This is a genomic window from Streptococcus pseudopneumoniae (assembly GCF_001072315.1).
Lineage (GTDB): Bacteria > Bacillota > Bacilli > Lactobacillales > Streptococcaceae > Streptococcus > Streptococcus pseudopneumoniae_R.
Genome location: NZ_JVLI01000198.1, coordinates 15,052 through 30,482, shown reverse-complemented (window position 1 = coordinate 30,482; position 15,431 = coordinate 15,052). Strand labels below are relative to the sequence as shown.

The 15,431-nt window shown below is 40.9% G+C and carries 13 protein-coding genes; 1 reads left to right on the top strand and 12 read right to left on the bottom strand.

Annotated elements, in window-relative coordinates:
• Nucleotides 1-66: 66 nt before the first annotated feature.
• The 7 genes from yaaA to ADH54_RS12530 form a co-directional block, all read right to left on the bottom strand.
• Nucleotides 67-795: a peroxide stress protein YaaA gene (yaaA, locus tag ADH54_RS10120; RefSeq protein WP_049525028.1), complete on the bottom strand. Its 729-nt coding sequence runs from the start codon at nucleotides 793-795 to the stop codon at nucleotides 67-69.
• Nucleotides 796-873: 78 nt separating this feature from the next.
• Nucleotides 874-1,038: a YczI family protein gene (locus tag ADH54_RS10115; RefSeq protein WP_049525027.1), complete on the bottom strand. Its 165-nt coding sequence runs from the start codon at nucleotides 1,036-1,038 to the stop codon at nucleotides 874-876.
• Nucleotides 1,039-1,102: 64 nt separating this feature from the next.
• Nucleotides 1,103-2,698, bottom strand: coding sequence for a hypothetical protein (locus ADH54_RS10110; protein WP_049525026.1), 1,596 nt, complete (start codon nucleotides 2,696-2,698; stop codon nucleotides 1,103-1,105).
• 11 nt (nucleotides 2,699-2,709) lie between these two features.
• Nucleotides 2,710-3,120, bottom strand: coding sequence for a peptide deformylase (locus ADH54_RS10105; protein ID WP_049525025.1), 411 nt, complete (start codon nucleotides 3,118-3,120; stop codon nucleotides 2,710-2,712).
• Between the two features lie 113 nt (nucleotides 3,121-3,233).
• The gene (locus ADH54_RS10100; RefSeq protein ID WP_049525024.1) at nucleotides 3,234-5,930 is read right to left on the bottom strand and encodes a cation-translocating P-type ATPase; all 2,697 of its coding nucleotides are present in this window, start codon (nucleotides 5,928-5,930) and stop codon (nucleotides 3,234-3,236) included.
• Nucleotides 5,931-6,168: 238 nt separating this feature from the next.
• On the bottom strand, nucleotides 6,169-7,140 hold the full coding sequence (locus ADH54_RS10095; RefSeq protein WP_049525023.1) for a glycosyltransferase family 2 protein: 972 nt from the start codon (nucleotides 7,138-7,140) through the stop codon (nucleotides 6,169-6,171).
• Nucleotide 7,141: 1 nt separating this feature from the next.
• Entirely contained in the window at nucleotides 7,142-8,575 is a 1,434-nt protein-coding gene (locus tag ADH54_RS12530; RefSeq protein WP_239682669.1) for an ArnT family glycosyltransferase, read from the bottom strand.
• A gap of 159 nt (nucleotides 8,576-8,734) precedes the next feature.
• On the opposite strand from ADH54_RS12530, the gene mntE reads away from it, so the two are divergent.
• Entirely contained in the window at nucleotides 8,735-9,919 is a 1,185-nt protein-coding gene (gene mntE, locus ADH54_RS10085; RefSeq protein WP_049525022.1) for a CDF family manganese efflux transporter MntE, read from the top strand.
• Between the two features lie 36 nt (nucleotides 9,920-9,955).
• On the opposite strand, the gene ADH54_RS10080 is transcribed toward mntE, so the two are convergent.
• From ADH54_RS10080 to ADH54_RS10060, 5 genes are all read right to left on the bottom strand, one after another.
• The gene (locus tag ADH54_RS10080) at nucleotides 9,956-11,827 is read right to left on the bottom strand and encodes an ABC-F family ATP-binding cassette domain-containing protein (RefSeq protein ID WP_049525021.1); all 1,872 of its coding nucleotides are present in this window, start codon (nucleotides 11,825-11,827) and stop codon (nucleotides 9,956-9,958) included.
• Nucleotides 11,824-13,023, bottom strand: a complete 1,200-nt coding sequence (locus ADH54_RS10075) for a CCA tRNA nucleotidyltransferase (protein ID WP_080980856.1) — start codon at nucleotides 13,021-13,023, stop codon at nucleotides 11,824-11,826. Before ADH54_RS10075 ends, ADH54_RS10080 begins: the two co-directional genes overlap by 4 nt.
• Nucleotides 13,020-13,787, bottom strand: coding sequence for a 4-hydroxy-tetrahydrodipicolinate reductase (dapB, locus tag ADH54_RS10070; protein ID WP_049525019.1), 768 nt, complete (start codon nucleotides 13,785-13,787; stop codon nucleotides 13,020-13,022). The genes ADH54_RS10075 and dapB overlap by 4 nt, the downstream gene beginning before the upstream one ends.
• A gap of 388 nt (nucleotides 13,788-14,175) precedes the next feature.
• Nucleotides 14,176-15,024, bottom strand: coding sequence for a DegV family protein (locus ADH54_RS10065; RefSeq protein WP_049525018.1), 849 nt, complete (start codon nucleotides 15,022-15,024; stop codon nucleotides 14,176-14,178).
• Nucleotide 15,025: 1 nt separating this feature from the next.
• Complete coding sequence (locus ADH54_RS10060) at nucleotides 15,026-15,400, bottom strand: DUF1149 family protein (RefSeq protein ID WP_001050087.1); 375 nt, start codon at nucleotides 15,398-15,400, stop codon at nucleotides 15,026-15,028.
• Nucleotides 15,401-15,431: the final 31 nt, after the last annotated feature.

The following is a 15,431-nucleotide window of genomic DNA, read 5'->3' as shown; positions in this document are numbered from 1 at the left end:
GCTTTTTTTCATTTATAAACTAAAATAGCTGATGATACATATTGTCCAATACAAAATATCTGATTTCTATACTTCCTTTACAAAAACCAATTCCTGTGGCTGTGACAAATCTTCTCGGTAGTTAAATCCTGCAAAGCTTAAACGCCGAGCTTCCTCCACCGTCTGCACTTGATTTTCTATCATAGCGGTTAAAAAGGCACCACGCGCTTTCTTAGAAATAGTTGAGTGAATTTTCAACTGATTACCCTTGTCCTCCATAAATTTGAAGGTCACCATTTTTTCTCTGATTTCCTTAGAAAATACAGTCTCAAACTCGGATGACAAGAGGGAGAAAATCACTTCTTCCTGCTTCACAGCTTCATCATAGACTACCTTCCAATGGCTCTTCAAAGTCTTACCAGCGACTTTCAACTTCATCAAAAAGTCCAAACGGTGAGGTGCCATAGGTGACAAGGCTGGAACAACACCGTACAAGGCCGAGGTAATGAAGACATGATTTTCAAGATAGGCTTGTTCTACTTCGGTCAACTTATCTCTCTTGATATGGCGATACATAAGCCCATCAAAAAGTTTCAAGGCTGGATAGTGTTGAGCAGTTTGCCTTTTCAAAGCTTGGATATTTTGAAATTCTTCCTCTGCCTTCTCAGCTGATACCTTGTAAAAACTCTCCAATTGACTAGCAGAATAGAGGGTCAAGGCATCCAGCACAGCCTGACTTTCTAGTCTTAAAGGAGCGGCTTCGATACTTGGCAAGTCTGTGTTCATTTCTTTTGCTGTAGGGATTAAAATTTTCATATTGATAGTGTAGCATATTTTTTAGCCACAACCAAGAAATTCATCTGAAAAATCTCGGTTTGAGCGAGGCTTCTCTATTTATTTGGGCCATCCTAACCAGACATCCACGAGAACAAGGGCTAGGCCAGCTAAACTTGTTAAGATAGATAAGAATGTATCTTTTTTCTCCTTGAACTGAGAAAAACCTATCTTCAAAGCGAGCAATCCAAGTAGCATTGAAGCAACCATCAAATAAAACCCCATTTCTTTGTCCTCCATTAGGCTTATTTTACCTTATTATAACATATATTTCTTAAATAAGCCTTTTTTACTGCACTTTAAAGGTCTTGAGATAATTGTCTTTTCCTACTTGACCTTCGAAGGTTTTACCATTTTCAAGATAAGGGAGGTCATCTGATACTGAGGCCTTAACCTTATATATCTTACCATCAACTTTAAAGAAGTAGACAGTATCGCCCTTGATAACAGCTGATTTGAGGTCTGCTACTACACCCTTGATGCTTTCTGTGGTTTCATTGTCAATTTCAAGGTCGTTTTTATTGGCATACTTGCTAAGCAGTTCTTCCACTGTCGTTGCTACGATAACATTTTGGTACTCGACTGCGTCTACCAGAGCATACTCTTTGACCAAACCAGCATTATCCTTTAAGCCCATAATATAAAGTGGTTTATCATTGAGGTTGATGAGGATTGGGAAAGTTGCCTTGTAGGATTTCTCCTGAACAGCACCTTCGGCTGATTCACGGGCTGATTCTTCGGTCGCAGAAGCCAAGCTATACTTAGTGATTTCCCCTGTCCGCATATTTTCAAGAATAAAACCAAGATTACTTTCATCTGCATTGGCCGATGTCACACCTGTGTAGAGGTAGATGTCATTACCAATAGACAAGTAATTATAGCCCTTGGTAGTCTGGGTCACGTTTTTCTTGGAAATCATGGCATTCCAGAAACCGTCCTTGTACTTGCCGTTGTAGTTGATTTGCTCAATAGTTTCCTCAGCTGGATAGACCCTGTCCACCCATTCTGGAACATCTGCCAAGTTGTATTCCTTGGTTTCTCCATTTGTGGCATCCAAGATAATGACTGAAACAGGACGAGGAACCGCAAGTCCAAATTGCTTTTGGTAAACTGTAGCCACATAGAAAGGATTGCCCTCATCGTCCACCTCAAAAGATGGAGTCTTGAAGATTTTAGTTGGGTACTTCAAGCGTAGGTGACGTTTGACGTCACGGTTAAAATATTCCGAGTCCGAATACTTGATTGGTGTCTTCAAGTCCACCAAGTCCGCATTACCAGTTACCATGTCCACCTTGATATACTCGCCGATTCCCTTGGCCTGATTATTAAACCACTTGATAGGATCTGCATATTCTAATGGTGTAACCCGATAAGGCTTCCCATCAATCGTCAATTGAGTATAGGTGTCTGCCGCTACGTACTGCGACACCTTATCTGTTAGGGAACCCAAGTAGCGGTCACCAATTTTTTCAGCAGTACTTCTATCTAAGATAGGAACCTTACTGGTGTCACTCTTAGGAAATTCAGTAAAGTCTTTTTCCGTAACCGTGACTACATTGGCATAATTTTTAGCCTGAAAAATGCTGGAAGTCACCAAGGAAACCAAACCTGCTAAGAGAAGAATTCCTCCAATAGAAGCTAAAAGGATTTTCCCTAACCGATTGATTTTGAAACCCTCTAGATTTAAGGCAGATTCCGCCTTACCATGGCGCACATGAACCGTTTTGACAAGGTTTATCCCCTTGCCAAAGCCAAATAAGATTGCTACAAGCAACATATGCCCACAGAGGAAGAAGAGAAATTCCCAGCTGGTCAGGTTAAGGGGCGGTAAAAAGATATACCAGGTCGTTGCGATAAAAATAAGTTCAAAGACTATTCGTTTCATTTGCTTTCCTCCTAAATGATTCGTCCTTCCAAATGATCCAGTTCATGCTGGCAAATCTGAGCTGGGAAGCCTGTCAAGGTAATGGTCTGTTCCTGCCACTTGCTGTCACGATAGGCAACCCTTATAGTTTCATAACGCCTAGTAGGTTTCACACCTACCAAGGACAAACAACCTTCCTCTGTCTCATAAGGTCCTTCAAATGACAGGAGCACTGGGTTAAACATGACCACAGGAACCAAGCCCAGATTAAAGATAATCACGCGCTTCTGCACCCCAATCATATTGGCAGCTAAACCGACACAGGTCTCACGATTTGCTAAGAGTGTATCCTGCAAATCTCTGGCAAGATACAGGTCTTCCTGACTTGCCGGCTGAGATACCTGAGATAAAAACAAAATATCCTTCACAATTTTCTTTTCCACTTCCTCACACTCCTCTTGCTTTTTACTATATTATAGCAATTATAGCACAAAAGCCGATAACTGCAAGCCCTTTCCCTCAACTGTAGCAAAAAGCCATCCGAAGATGACTTTTTTTAAATCGCATTCTTGTCAAAACCGAGTTTTCGTTGAACAAACTTAACAATTTCGACGATAATAATCATTGAGAAGCTTCCGCCCATAACGATTCCCCATTGTGACAAGTCCAGTTTGGTTACGTGGAAGATTCCTTCAAGCGGTTCTACAACGATTGTTGCCATGAGAAGAATGAAGGATACCAAGATAGACCAGTTAAAAGTCTTAGACTTGAATGGGCCAACTGTCAAGATGGATTGGTAAACAGACTTGACATTGTAGGCATGGAAGAGCTGAATCAAACCAAGGGTTGCAAAAGCCATAGTAAGGGCATCTGCATGAATGGCATGATTGTCACCCACATGAACTGGGTAAGCAATCGCAAGGCCATAAACACTCATGACAATAGCTGCTTGGAGTACACCTTGATAGATGATAGAACTCAAAACACCACCTGAGAAGAAGCTTGCCTTACGTCCACGTGGTTTGTGGGTCATAACACCTGGCTCCGCAGGTTCAACACCAAGAGCGATAGCTGGGAAAGTATCGGTTACCAAGTTGATCCACAAGAGATGAACTGGCTGCAAGACGTCCCAACCAAACAAGGTTGATAGGAAAATGGTCAATACTTCAGCAGTATTGGCAGAAAGCAGATACTGAATAGTCTTTTGAATGTTTGAGAAGACCTTACGTCCTTCTTCAACTGCGACGATAATAGTTGCAAAGTTATCATCCGCAAGAATCATGTCAGAAGCTCCCTTAGAAACCTCTGTACCAGTAATCCCCATACCGATACCGATATCTGCTGTTTTCAGAGCTGGCGCATCATTGACACCATCACCTGTCATGGCAACGACCTTACCTTGTTTTTGCCAAGCCTTGACGATACGAACCTTGTGCTCTGGAGATACACGAGCATAAACAGAGTATTGACCTACCACTTTTTCAAAGTCTTCATCTGACAGTTCATTGAGTTCAGCACCAGTTAAAACGTGGCCTTCTGTATCATTTGCGTCAATGATTCCCAAACGTTTAGCAATAGCTTCTGCAGTGTCTTGATGGTCACCTGTAATCATGATTGGACGGATTCCAGCTTCCTTAGCCACACGAACAGCCTCAGCTGCCTCGGGACGTTCAGGGTCAATCATCCCAATCAAACCAGTAAAGATTAAATCATTTTCAAGCTCTTCAGAAGTAAGGTTTTCTGGAATACTATCAATAATCTTATAGGCACCTGCAAGGACACGCAAGGCTTGGTGAGCCATTTCAGAGTTGTTTGTGTGAATGAGATTTGTAACCTTCTCATCAATCAGAGCAATATCCCCAGCCTTATCACGAAGAACACAACGTTTCAAGAGTTGGTCTGGCGCACCCTTGACTGCTACAAGGAAACGACCATCTGGCAATGGGTGAACCGTTGACATGAGCTTACGTTCAGAATCAAATGGCAATTCAGCTACACGAGGATATTTCTCTAAGAAACCTTTGACATCATAGCCCTTGTCCAAGGCATACTGGATAAAGGCTGTTTCGGTTGGGTCACCAATCAGATTGCCTTCCACATCGATTTTCGTATCATTGGCCAAGACAACTGAACGAAGTAGTGGCATTTCAAGACCCAACTCAATGTCGTCAGCTGAGTCATGTAGGACCGCATCGTAGAAGACTTTTTCAACTGTCATCTTGTTCATAGTCAGCGTACCAGTCTTATCAGAAGCGATGATTTCAGTTGAACCAAGTGTTTCTACTGCTGGCAACTTCCGAACGATAGAGTTTCGTTTGGCTAAAACTTGAGTACCAAGAGCAAGAACGATAGTTACGATAGCAGGAAGTCCTTCTGGAATAGCTGCAACGGCAAGCGCAACAGAGGTCATCAACTCACCAAGTGGATTTTTCCCTTGGATGAAGACGCCAACTACAAAAGTAACAAGGGCAATGACCAAAATTGCATAAGTCAAAACCTTAGAAAGGTTGTTCAAGTTTTGTTTAAGTGGTGTATCTGTCTCATCCGCATCTTGAAGCATACCAGCGATATGACCAACTTCAGTGTACATCCCTGTATTGACAACAACACCCATCCCACGACCATAGGTCACGTTTGAGTTTTGGAAGGCCATGTTGACACGGTCACCAATACCAGCATCTGCAGCAAGCTCGACTGTCAAGTCTTTTTCAACTGGCACAGACTCACCTGTAAGAGCTGCTTCTTCGATTTTAAGAGAGTTGGCTTCTAGTAAACGTAGGTCTGCAGGTACTACATCACCAGCTTCGAGGGCAACAATATCACCAGGAACCAATTCTTTAGAGTCAATCTCTGCCATGTGTCCATCACGAAGAACGCGGGCAGCTGGACTTGACATAGATTTGAGAGCTTCGATGGCTTCTTCTGCTTTTCCTTCTTGGTAAACACCAAAGGCAGCGTTAATGATAACCACGGCTAAGATGATAATGGCATCTGCGATATCTTCCCCACCAGAAGTCACGACTGACAAAATAGCTGCCGCAACTAGGATGATAATCATCAAATCCTTAAATTGCTCGATGAACTTGACCAGAATTGATCGTTTCTCGCCTTCTTCGAGTTCATTGTGGCCAAATTCGGCAAGGCGCTTTTCTGCCTCACTTGATGACAAACCTTGCTCGGTCGCATCCACAGCCTTCAAGACCTCTTCAGGACTCTGAGTGTAAAACGCTTGGCGTTTTTGTTCTTTTGACATGTGTCTCCTCCTTGACATTGTGTGCAAAACAGACTCTCTTTTCCCTCATCGCATCTTTTCACGACAAACAAAAAGAGACCTGTTAATCATAACAAGTCTCGCTGTTTAAGATAGTGCCGGAAAGCATACTTTTCAGTATAAAATTCGGAATGACGACACTATCACAGGTTTCTGCCAGCTACTCCCTTGAGTAGTACTATTATACCAAATTTTGAAAAGTTTTCAAAGAGTAAAGATTCTATAAAATTCTATCCTTATCAAAAGTACGTTCACTGATAATATATCTAGGACGACGTTTCGTTTCTAGGTAAATCTTTCCAATATACTCACCAATTACTCCCAAACTAATCAATTGAACCCCACCAAGTAAACTAACTATTGCATAGGTGCTTGCCCAGCCTGCCACAACCGTACCAGCAACCTTACTCCATAAAACCCAAATAATCAACAGAAAACTAAAGAGTGATGTCAAGACCCCAAAACTTGTAATCAAACGAATCGGTTTGATTGATAAACTGGTAATACCATCCATAGCCAAACCAAGCATTTTGGACAGTGGATAATGGCTCTCACCAGCAATTCGTTCATGGCGTTTATATGAAACATAAGAATATTTAAAGCCCACTAAGGGCATTAAACCACGAAGAAAAAGATTAACTTCAGTGAATTTTTCTAATTCTTTCAAGAATCTTTTAGACACCAATCGATAGTCTGCATGATTGAAAACAACTTCTGCTCCAAATAGACGTAGCACTTTATAAAAACCTTCGGCTGTAATTCGTTTAAAAGTAGAGTCCGTATCACGGTTATCACGTACACCGTATACAATTTCAGAACCACTTTTATACTCCGAAACCATCTTATCCATGCAGTTAATATCATCTTGTCCATCCGCATCAATGGTAATGACAATATCAGCAAACTGAATAGCTTCATACATACCTGCAAGAACGCTACTCTGATGCCCCCTATTACGACTTTGCGACACACCAACTACAGAAGGAATGGAATTAGCATAACTTTCTATTAGTTCCCAAGTCCGATCCTTACTACCATCATTTACATACATGATTTTACTAAGAGGATGGATTTCTTCTTTCTGTACTAATTGTTCAATTTTTTCAACAAACATTGGATTAGTATGTGGTAAGACTTTTTCTTCGTTGTAGCACGGAACAACTATATATAAAATTGGCTTTTTCCTGCTCATGCTATTCTCCTCCTTTTCTATAAATCATAGCTGTATCAATCTGTTTTTCTAAGTGATAATTTACTTTAATATAATCCTTAATAAAAGAGTCAGTTCTCTTACCATAATCCCATTCAGTATCAAATACAATATAGATAGGAGGATTTTCTTGTATAGATTTTCTAAACTCATCAATAATAACTCGATCATCTGTCACAGCTGGAATAAAGAAAAATTTTGTACTAGCTAGCCGTTCACTATACAAATAAATTGTTCCATTTTGACGGTGTGTATAAATTCGATCATCCATCGACGTATTTTTCTCTATATAGCTAGCAACGCGTTGCTGTTTCTCAGATCTATTCAGATATCTTGTATTCATACTTTTCATGATGGATTTTACATCATTCTGGTATACAATAATAAATCCTAAGAATAAGACAAAAAATACTTGAAAAGACATTTTCTTGGATATGCTATGAAATAAATAGGAAATATATGGAATCAAAATCGGGAGCATTACTAAAATGTAATGACCATAGCTTCTTTTTGAGATAAGAGCCAGAAGTAAACAAACAATAAAAACAAAATGATAGTAGATTGATTTTATTCCAAATTTCTTCCATAGTGGTATCAAGGAAAATAACATCAATAAATTAAGACTTAAGAGATTTGTTTGGGAAATATACCATCTGATAATCTCATACATCGAAACGTTATTAGACTCTGTAGTATAAATAAAATTAATTCCAATCGACTGGTATACCATTTCAAAAAAGATGCCCTTTGATAACAGATATAGGCACAAAGGGATAGTTGGTATTAATACTCCAAGGAAAAATAATCCTATCAAAGAAAACAATTCCCTATATGCTTTCTTTAGTATAAAATCAATCAATACATAAATACAAAATACAAGCCAAATCCCTATCATATTTGCTTTCGTAAAAAATACAATAGAGAAAAATACACCTGATGCTATGATGTCATTTTTACTGAAATCATTTTGTATAAACAGTTTTAAAAAAATGTATAATGAATAAGCCAAAAAAGGTAAAATAAAACCTTCTAAACTCCAACCGCCATCAAAAAAATACTCATAAATTATAAAGATAATTGCTAAAGTTAAAATTGTTTGCTTATTCCCAGTAAATAATCTTGAAATCTTATAGCTAGCTATAAAGAATAGAAATGTGCAAAATAGGTATAAAAATTTAATTCCTAACGCACCACCAATAAGATATCCTAGGTAATTCAGTAAAAAAACAACTGGCCCCTTATGATCAAATAGGTCTGCATACATCAATTCTCCTCGATTCATTGCATACCCAAAATATTCAAAAATACTAGCATCTGAAAACGGTATTCCTTGTTTGACATTTGTTACCATCGAGAACCAGACTAAAACAGTAAAGAGCAAAGAAATACTCATCGCTAAAATACTCATTTTTTTCAATTTTATTCACCTCAACTTTTCACTTTATCAGTCTATCATATTTCCTAAAAAAAAAAGCATTTTCTGCTTTGTATTTTCTTAGTTTTATCCGTCCTATTTGAATTTTCCCTTGAAAACCAGTATAATGGTAGAATGCTATGTGACTAGAAAGGAAGTTGAATGAAGCAATCTATCTCAAATCTCAAGTTAGCTGAGCGTGGGGCCATTATCAGCATTTCAACCTATTTGATCTTGTCTGCAGCCAAATTAGCAACTGGGCAACTCCTCCATTCATCCAGTTTGGTAGCCGATGGTTTTAACAACGTATCGGATATCATTGGAAATGTGGCTCTCTTGATTGGGATTAGAATGGCGCGCCAGCCTGCAGACCGTGACCACCGTTTTGGTCACTGGAAGATTGAAGATTTGGCTAGTTTAGTCACTTCCATCATCATGTTTTATGTTGGTTTTGATGTTCTAAGGGATACCATTCAAAAGATTCTCAGTCGGGAAGAAACGGTCATTGATCCTCTGGGTGCAACTCTAGGAATCATTTCTGCAGCGATTATGTTTCTAGTTTATCTCTACAATACTGGCCTCAGTAAGAAATCCAAATCCAAGGCGCTGAAGGCAGCTGCTAAGGACAATCTTTCTGACGCTGTTACCTCACTTGGTACGACCATTGCCATCTTAGCTAGCAGTTTCGATTACCCCATTGTGGATAAACTGGTCGCCATCATCATCACTTTCTTTATCTTGAAAACTGCCTATGATATCTTCATCGAGTCTTCCTTTAGCCTTTCAGATGGTTTCGACGACCGTCTGCTTGAGGACTATCAAAAGGCCATCATGGAAATTCCCAAAATCAGCAAGGTTAAGTCCCAAAGAGGTCGCACCTACGGCAGCAATATTTACTTGGATATCACTCTTGAAATGAATCCCGACCTGTCGGTTTTTGAAAGCCACGAGATTGCGGATCAAGTCGAGTCTATGCTGGAGGAACGTTTTGGTGTCTTTGATACCGATGTCCATATCGAGCCGGCACCTATTCCAGAGGATGAGATTTTAGACAATGTCTATAAAAAATTGCTTATGCGTGAACAATTGATTGACCAAGGAAATCAACTGGAAGAACTCTTGGCTGATGATTTTGTCTATATTCGCCAAGATGGAGAACAGATGGATAAAGAGGCCTATAAAGCCGAAAAAGAGTTAAATTCTGCTATCAAGAATATTCAGATCACTTCCATCAGTCAAAAGACCAAACTCATCTGCTATGAGTTAGATGGTATCGTCCATACCAGTATCTGGCGTCGCCACGAAACTTGGCAAAATGTCTTCCACCAGGAAACAAAAAAAGAATAGAGAAATCCTGTCATGAGACGGGATTTTTCTATTCTTCTAGCTATCAAATTCACTGAGATACTCATAGCGTTCGTATTTTTCAAGGAGTGCTTCATTTTTCTCATCCAATTCTTTTTGGAGAGTAGCCAGCTTACCAAAGTCAGAGCCGTTGGCCTGCATTTCCTCTTCAATAGCAGCGATACGGTTTTCCAAGGCTTCAATATCGCCTTCAATGCTTGCCCACTCCTGCTTTTCTTGGTAAGTCATGCGTTTCTTGTCTTCACGGACTTTGACCACTTTCTCCTTTTCGGCCTTTTGCACTTGATTGGCCATCTCTGTTTCAAAGGCTTTTTCATCAAGATAGTCGGTATAATGACCAAAGAAAGGACGAATTTTACCATCCTCAAAAGAGAGAATCTTAGTCGCTACCTTATCCAAGAAATAGCGGTCATGGCTAACTGTCAAGACAGGCCCTGCAAAGCCTTGCAAGAAATTCTCCAGAACTGTCAAGGTTGCAATATCCAAATCATTTGTTGGCTCGTCCAAGAGAAGAACATTTGGTTTTTCCAAGAGCAGTTTGAGGAGATAAAGACGTTTTTTCTCTCCCCCAGACAATTTCTCAATCAAGGTTCCATGCGTCGAACGTGGGAAAAGGAACTGCTCCAGCAACTCAGCGATGGAAGTCGTAGAACCACCGCTGGTCTTGACTTCTTCTGCCACTTCCTGCAGGTAATTGATCACTCGCTTGCTTTCATCCAATCCCTCAATTTGCTGAGAGAAATAGGCGATGCGAACAGTTTCCCCTATCATAACTTGACCTGCTGTCGGCTCAAGACTGCCTGCAATCAAGTTAAGGAGAGTTGATTTTCCAACACCGTTGTCCCCAACAATTCCAATACGATCTTTGGCCTGCACCAAGAGATTAAAATCTTGCAAAATAGGCTTGTTTTCATAGGCAAAGGAAACATCCTGAAACTCGATGACTTTTTTCCCAATCCGACTGGTTTCAAAGCTCATGGTCAAGTCTGTCTCAGCACTACTGCCTGAAACTTCCTTTTTCAAGTCATGGAAACGATTAATACGAGCCTGCTGCTTGGTCGCACGCGCCTGCGGTTGTCTACGCATCCAAGCCAATTCTTGCTTATAAAGTTGTTCCTTTTTGTGGAGAAGAGCCGCATCACGCTCATCCTGTTCCGCCTTAAGGCGAACATAATCCTGATAATTCCCCTGATACTCTGTCAAGCCTGCGCGATCCAATTCGAAAATACGAGTTGACAAAGCGTCTAGGAAATAACGATCGTGGGTGATAAAAAGGACGGTTTTCTTGGAATTTTTCAAAAAGAGGGTCAGCCACTCAATAGTCGCAATATCCAAATGGTTGGTCGGCTCGTCCAGCAGCAAGAGGTCATGGTTGCCAAGTAAGACTTGCGCCAACTGAACCCGTCTTCTTAGACCACCTGACAATTCCCCAACAGTAGTAGATAAATCCTGAATACCCAGCTTGCTAAGAACGGTCTTTACCTGACTCTCGATTTCCCAAGCTTGGAGAGAATCCATCTCAGCCATGACTCGTTCCAAACGCGCCTGCTTGTCCTCATTGTAGTTGAGCATGATCAACTCATACTCACGAATGAGCTGGATTTCCTTGAGGTCGCTAGATAGAACCGTATCCAAGACCGTCTTGCTATCATCAAAATCAGGATCTTGAGTCAAGTAACCAATCTGGTAATCATTCTTAGCTGAAAAGGGACTGACATCCCCATCAAAGCCAGAAACACCAGAAAGAACATCTAAAAGGGTGGTCTTCCCTGTTCCATTGACACCAATCAAACCAATTCTGTCTAGGTCGTGGATGATAAAGGAAATATCCTTAAAAACGGTCTTATCACCAACGGATTTACTTAGTTTTTCAACGATAAAATCACTCATTTTTTCTCCCTCAGATAAGCATGGATAGCTTGACGGTCATTTTCCAATTCTCCATCGACAATGGCATACTCAATCTCTGTTAAAATCTCTCCCAAGTCTGGCCCCGGCTGATAGCCATATTCCTTAATCAAAATACCACCGTTGATTTGGATTTCTTTCTTATCATGAATGGTCAAACTCTGGTAGGTTTCTGTGATAGCTTGTGGGTTGACTTCTTTTCCTTGAGCCTGACGAAGATTTTCAGCCTGTAAAAGCAAAGCAAAGTCAAAGCGATAACAATCGCGCTTGCTCAATTCTCCCTTTTCACGCAAAGCCAAAATAGTCAGCAAATCTTGTACCTGCTTAGCAAACTGGCGTGAGGTCTTCCAAGCTTTCAAAAATGGCTGCGCATTTTCAATCTCCAAAGCCCACAAAAGAGCTGCCCAGGCTTGTTCAGAAGATTCAAAGTTAAAATCGGTCTCTAACTCAAACAGTCTGTTGAGCTTGTCCTGGCTAGCTGCCATATCAGGGAGATAGTCATAAGCTTGACTCTCAATCATGGAAGCTAAGCCACTTCTCCAAAAGGGAGCCAGCAAGAGTTTATCAAACTCAACGAAGGTACGTTCTACAGAAATTTTCTCCAAAAGTGGTGTCAAGGTCTTCATAGCTTTAAATGTTTCTGGCTCAAGTTCAAAGCCAAGACTAGCCTGAAAACGGAAACCGCGCATAATCCGCAGAGCGTCTTCGTTGAAACGTTCACTAGCCACTCCAACTGCTCGCAAGACTTGGTTTTCCAAATCCTCTAAACCATGAAACAAGTCAATGATTTCCCCTGTCTCATCTAAGGCAAAGGCGTTGACTGTAAAATCACGGCGCTTAAGGTCTTCTTCTAGCGAACGCACAAAGGAAACTGCACTGGGTCTGCGATAGTCCACATAGACATCCTCTGTCCGAAAGGTGGTTACCTCATACTCCTCATCGCCATCTAAAACCAAGACAGTTCCATGCTCGATTCCGATGTCAGCTGTTCGCGGAAAAATCTGCTTGGTCTCTTCTGGATAAGAAGACGTCGCAATATCCACATCATGGATAGGGCGATTGAGGAGGGCATCTCGAACAGAGCCCCCAACAAAATAAGCCTCAAAGCCTGCTTCTTTAATTTTTTCTAATACTGGTAAAGCCTTCTGAAATTCAGAAGGCATTTGCGTTAATCTCATAATAAGTGTTCTAATCCATAGACAAGCTCATGACGCTTGACAACTTCTTTAATTCCCAAATTGACCCCTGTCATGAAGGAGCTGCGATCATAGGAGTCATGACGGAGGGTCAATCCTTCTCCCTGATTGCCAAAGATGACTTCCTGATGGGCTACCAAGCCTGGCAAACGAACTGAGTGAATCCGCATGCCATCAAAGTCAGCACCACGGGCACCTGCAATCAATTCTTCCTCATCAGGCGCACCTTGCTGGATTGATTCACGAACTTCTGCCATCAACTCAGCTGTTTTAATAGCTGTTCCACTCGGAGCATCCTTTTTCTTGTCATGATGGAGCTCGATAATCTCCACATTTGGGAAATATTTAGCAGCCTGCGTCGCAAATTGCATGAGCAAGACAGCACCCAGGGCAAAGTTAGGGGCAATCAAGCCACCCAAATCTTGGGCACGGGAAAATGCTTTTAGTTCTGCAATTTCTTCACTAGTAAAGCCAGTCGTTCCAACTACTGGAGCAAAGCCATTTTCGAGGGCAAAGCGTGTATTTTCGTAGGCAACAGCTGGGGTTGTGAAATCTACCCAGACATCCGCTTCAAAGCCTGCTAAATCAGCCTTATCCTTGAAAACAGGAATACCCTGCCATTCTGATTCAGACTCAAAAGGATCCAAAACTGCTACCAAGTCCAAGACTGGATCAGCCAAGACCATCTGGCAAGCAGCTTGGCCCATCTTACCCTTAAAACCAGCAATAATTACTCGAATACTCATCTCTACTCCTGTCTAAGATACTAAGGACGTTAGCTGCCCATGAAAAATAGGGAATGGCGCTGACTTTCGACGAAAGGCAAGACAGGCATCTTTTTTCATGAGGCAGGTAGTCCGTGTTCAATTGCTAAGATACAAAGCCTGTAGGAACACAAAGTGAAAATAGAAGTTCTGATCAAGAAGTGTCTACTCCTTGGAAAATCTATCTTTTTCACACAGGGTTCCAGGCGTGTTCAATTATCAAGATACAAAGGACATTAGCTACCCATGAAAAATAGGGAATTGCGCTGACTTTCCACGAAAGGCAAGACAGGCATCTTTTTTCAAGAGGCAGATAGTCCGTGTTCAATTTCTAAGATACAAAGCATCTTAACTAGCCTAGAAGCGCCAACTAAATCACTGGAATATACCCCAGAGCAATACTTCCTGATCCTAGGTGAGTTCCAATGACACTACCAAATGTAGCAAGTGAAACATCCGAACCCAAGCCAGAATCAAGCAAGTGCTGACGCAATTCCTCAGCCTTTTCAGGAGCATTTCCGTGAATGACAATGACCCGGTATTGACCTGAAGCCGTTGTTTCCTTGATAATTTCAATTAATCGCTTGGTTGCTTTCTTTTCGGTACGAACTTTTTCGTAAACTTCAATCACACCTTGGTCGTTGAAATAAAGGATTGGCTTAATGCTTAACAGATTACCCAAAATAGCAGCACCATTTGAAAGACGTCCACCTTTCACTAAATGATCCAAGTCATCTACCATGATAAAGGCTGACGTACGGCTGATTTGAATGGCTAGCTTATCCTGAATGCTGGCAAAATCATCGCCCTGGTCACGCCAATTAAAGACGCTTTCAACCATGATACCCAGAGGAGCACTTGTAATCAAAGTGTCTGGAAAAGCAATGGTTAAGCCCTCATATTCATCTATCATATACTGGATATTTTGGTAAAAACCTGAAATTCCAGAAGATAGGAAAAGCCCCAAGGCATGTGTATAACCTTGTTCTTTGAGCGAAGTTAAGATTTCATCTAACTTGGCAATACTTGGTTGACTGGTCTTAGGCAATTCAGAAGCCTGAGCCATTTTTTGGTAAAATTCCTTAGCAGTCAGATTGATACCTTCGACATACTCCTCACCATCAATATTGACAGGAATATCCAAGACATACAAATCTTCTCTTTGCAAGGTCTCTGCACTGAGATAGGCAGAAGAATCTGTGATAACAGCTAGTTTCATATTAGAACTCCAAATTGATTCCTGGTAAGTCTAATGCAATTTCAGTTACTTCGTAAGTCAAACGGTTGAGCATATTCAAACATGGACGAGCCAAAGTTTCCACTTCTTCTTGGCTCAATTCACTTGGTTCATTGACAATACGGCCATCGATATGATTTACCTGTGAAATGGTTCCACTGATGACAAACTTATCAAATACAATCATAAATGTCAAGATGACAATCAAGGAAGTCACTTGATTTTCTTGATCATGTTGGAGCAATTGGAAGTTCACATCCACCTTAGTTTCAGGAGCTCCATTTTCATTTTCCCATTCAAAATTACGCGCATCAAAATGATACTGACTAACAAATTCTTGTTCACGTTTAAGATTCATGTCTTTCTCCCTTGGCTACAATATTATAAGC

What these genes read in the sequence shown, in the direction of transcription:
- ADH54_RS10080 (WP_049525021.1), bottom strand. Translation starts at nt 11,827, where the DNA reads ATGAGTGATTTTATCGTTGAAAAACTAAGTAAATCCGTTGGTGATAAG.
- ADH54_RS10115 (WP_049525027.1), bottom strand. Translation starts at nt 1,038, where the DNA reads ATGGGGTTTTATTTGATGGTTGCTTCAATGCTACTTGGATTGCTCGCT.
- dapB (WP_049525019.1), bottom strand. Translation starts at nt 13,787, where the DNA reads ATGAGTATTCGAGTAATTATTGCTGGTTTTAAGGGTAAGATGGGCCAA.
- mntE (WP_049525022.1), top strand. Translation starts at nt 8,735, where the DNA reads ATGAAGCAATCTATCTCAAATCTCAAGTTAGCTGAGCGTGGGGCCATT.
- ADH54_RS10100 (WP_049525024.1), bottom strand. Translation starts at nt 5,930, where the DNA reads ATGTCAAAAGAACAAAAACGCCAAGCGTTTTACACTCAGAGTCCTGAA.
- ADH54_RS10060 (WP_001050087.1), bottom strand. Translation starts at nt 15,400, where the DNA reads ATGAATCTTAAACGTGAACAAGAATTTGTTAGTCAGTATCATTTTGAT.
- ADH54_RS10075 (WP_080980856.1), bottom strand. Translation starts at nt 13,023, where the DNA reads ATGAGATTAACGCAAATGCCTTCTGAATTTCAGAAGGCTTTACCAGTA.
- ADH54_RS10110 (WP_049525026.1), bottom strand. Translation starts at nt 2,698, where the DNA reads ATGAAACGAATAGTCTTTGAACTTATTTTTATCGCAACGACCTGGTAT.
- ADH54_RS10095 (WP_049525023.1), bottom strand. Translation starts at nt 7,140, where the DNA reads ATGAGCAGGAAAAAGCCAATTTTATATATAGTTGTTCCGTGCTACAAC.
- ADH54_RS10065 (WP_049525018.1), bottom strand. Translation starts at nt 15,024, where the DNA reads ATGAAACTAGCTGTTATCACAGATTCTTCTGCCTATCTCAGTGCAGAG.
- yaaA (WP_049525028.1), bottom strand. Translation starts at nt 795, where the DNA reads ATGAAAATTTTAATCCCTACAGCAAAAGAAATGAACACAGACTTGCCA.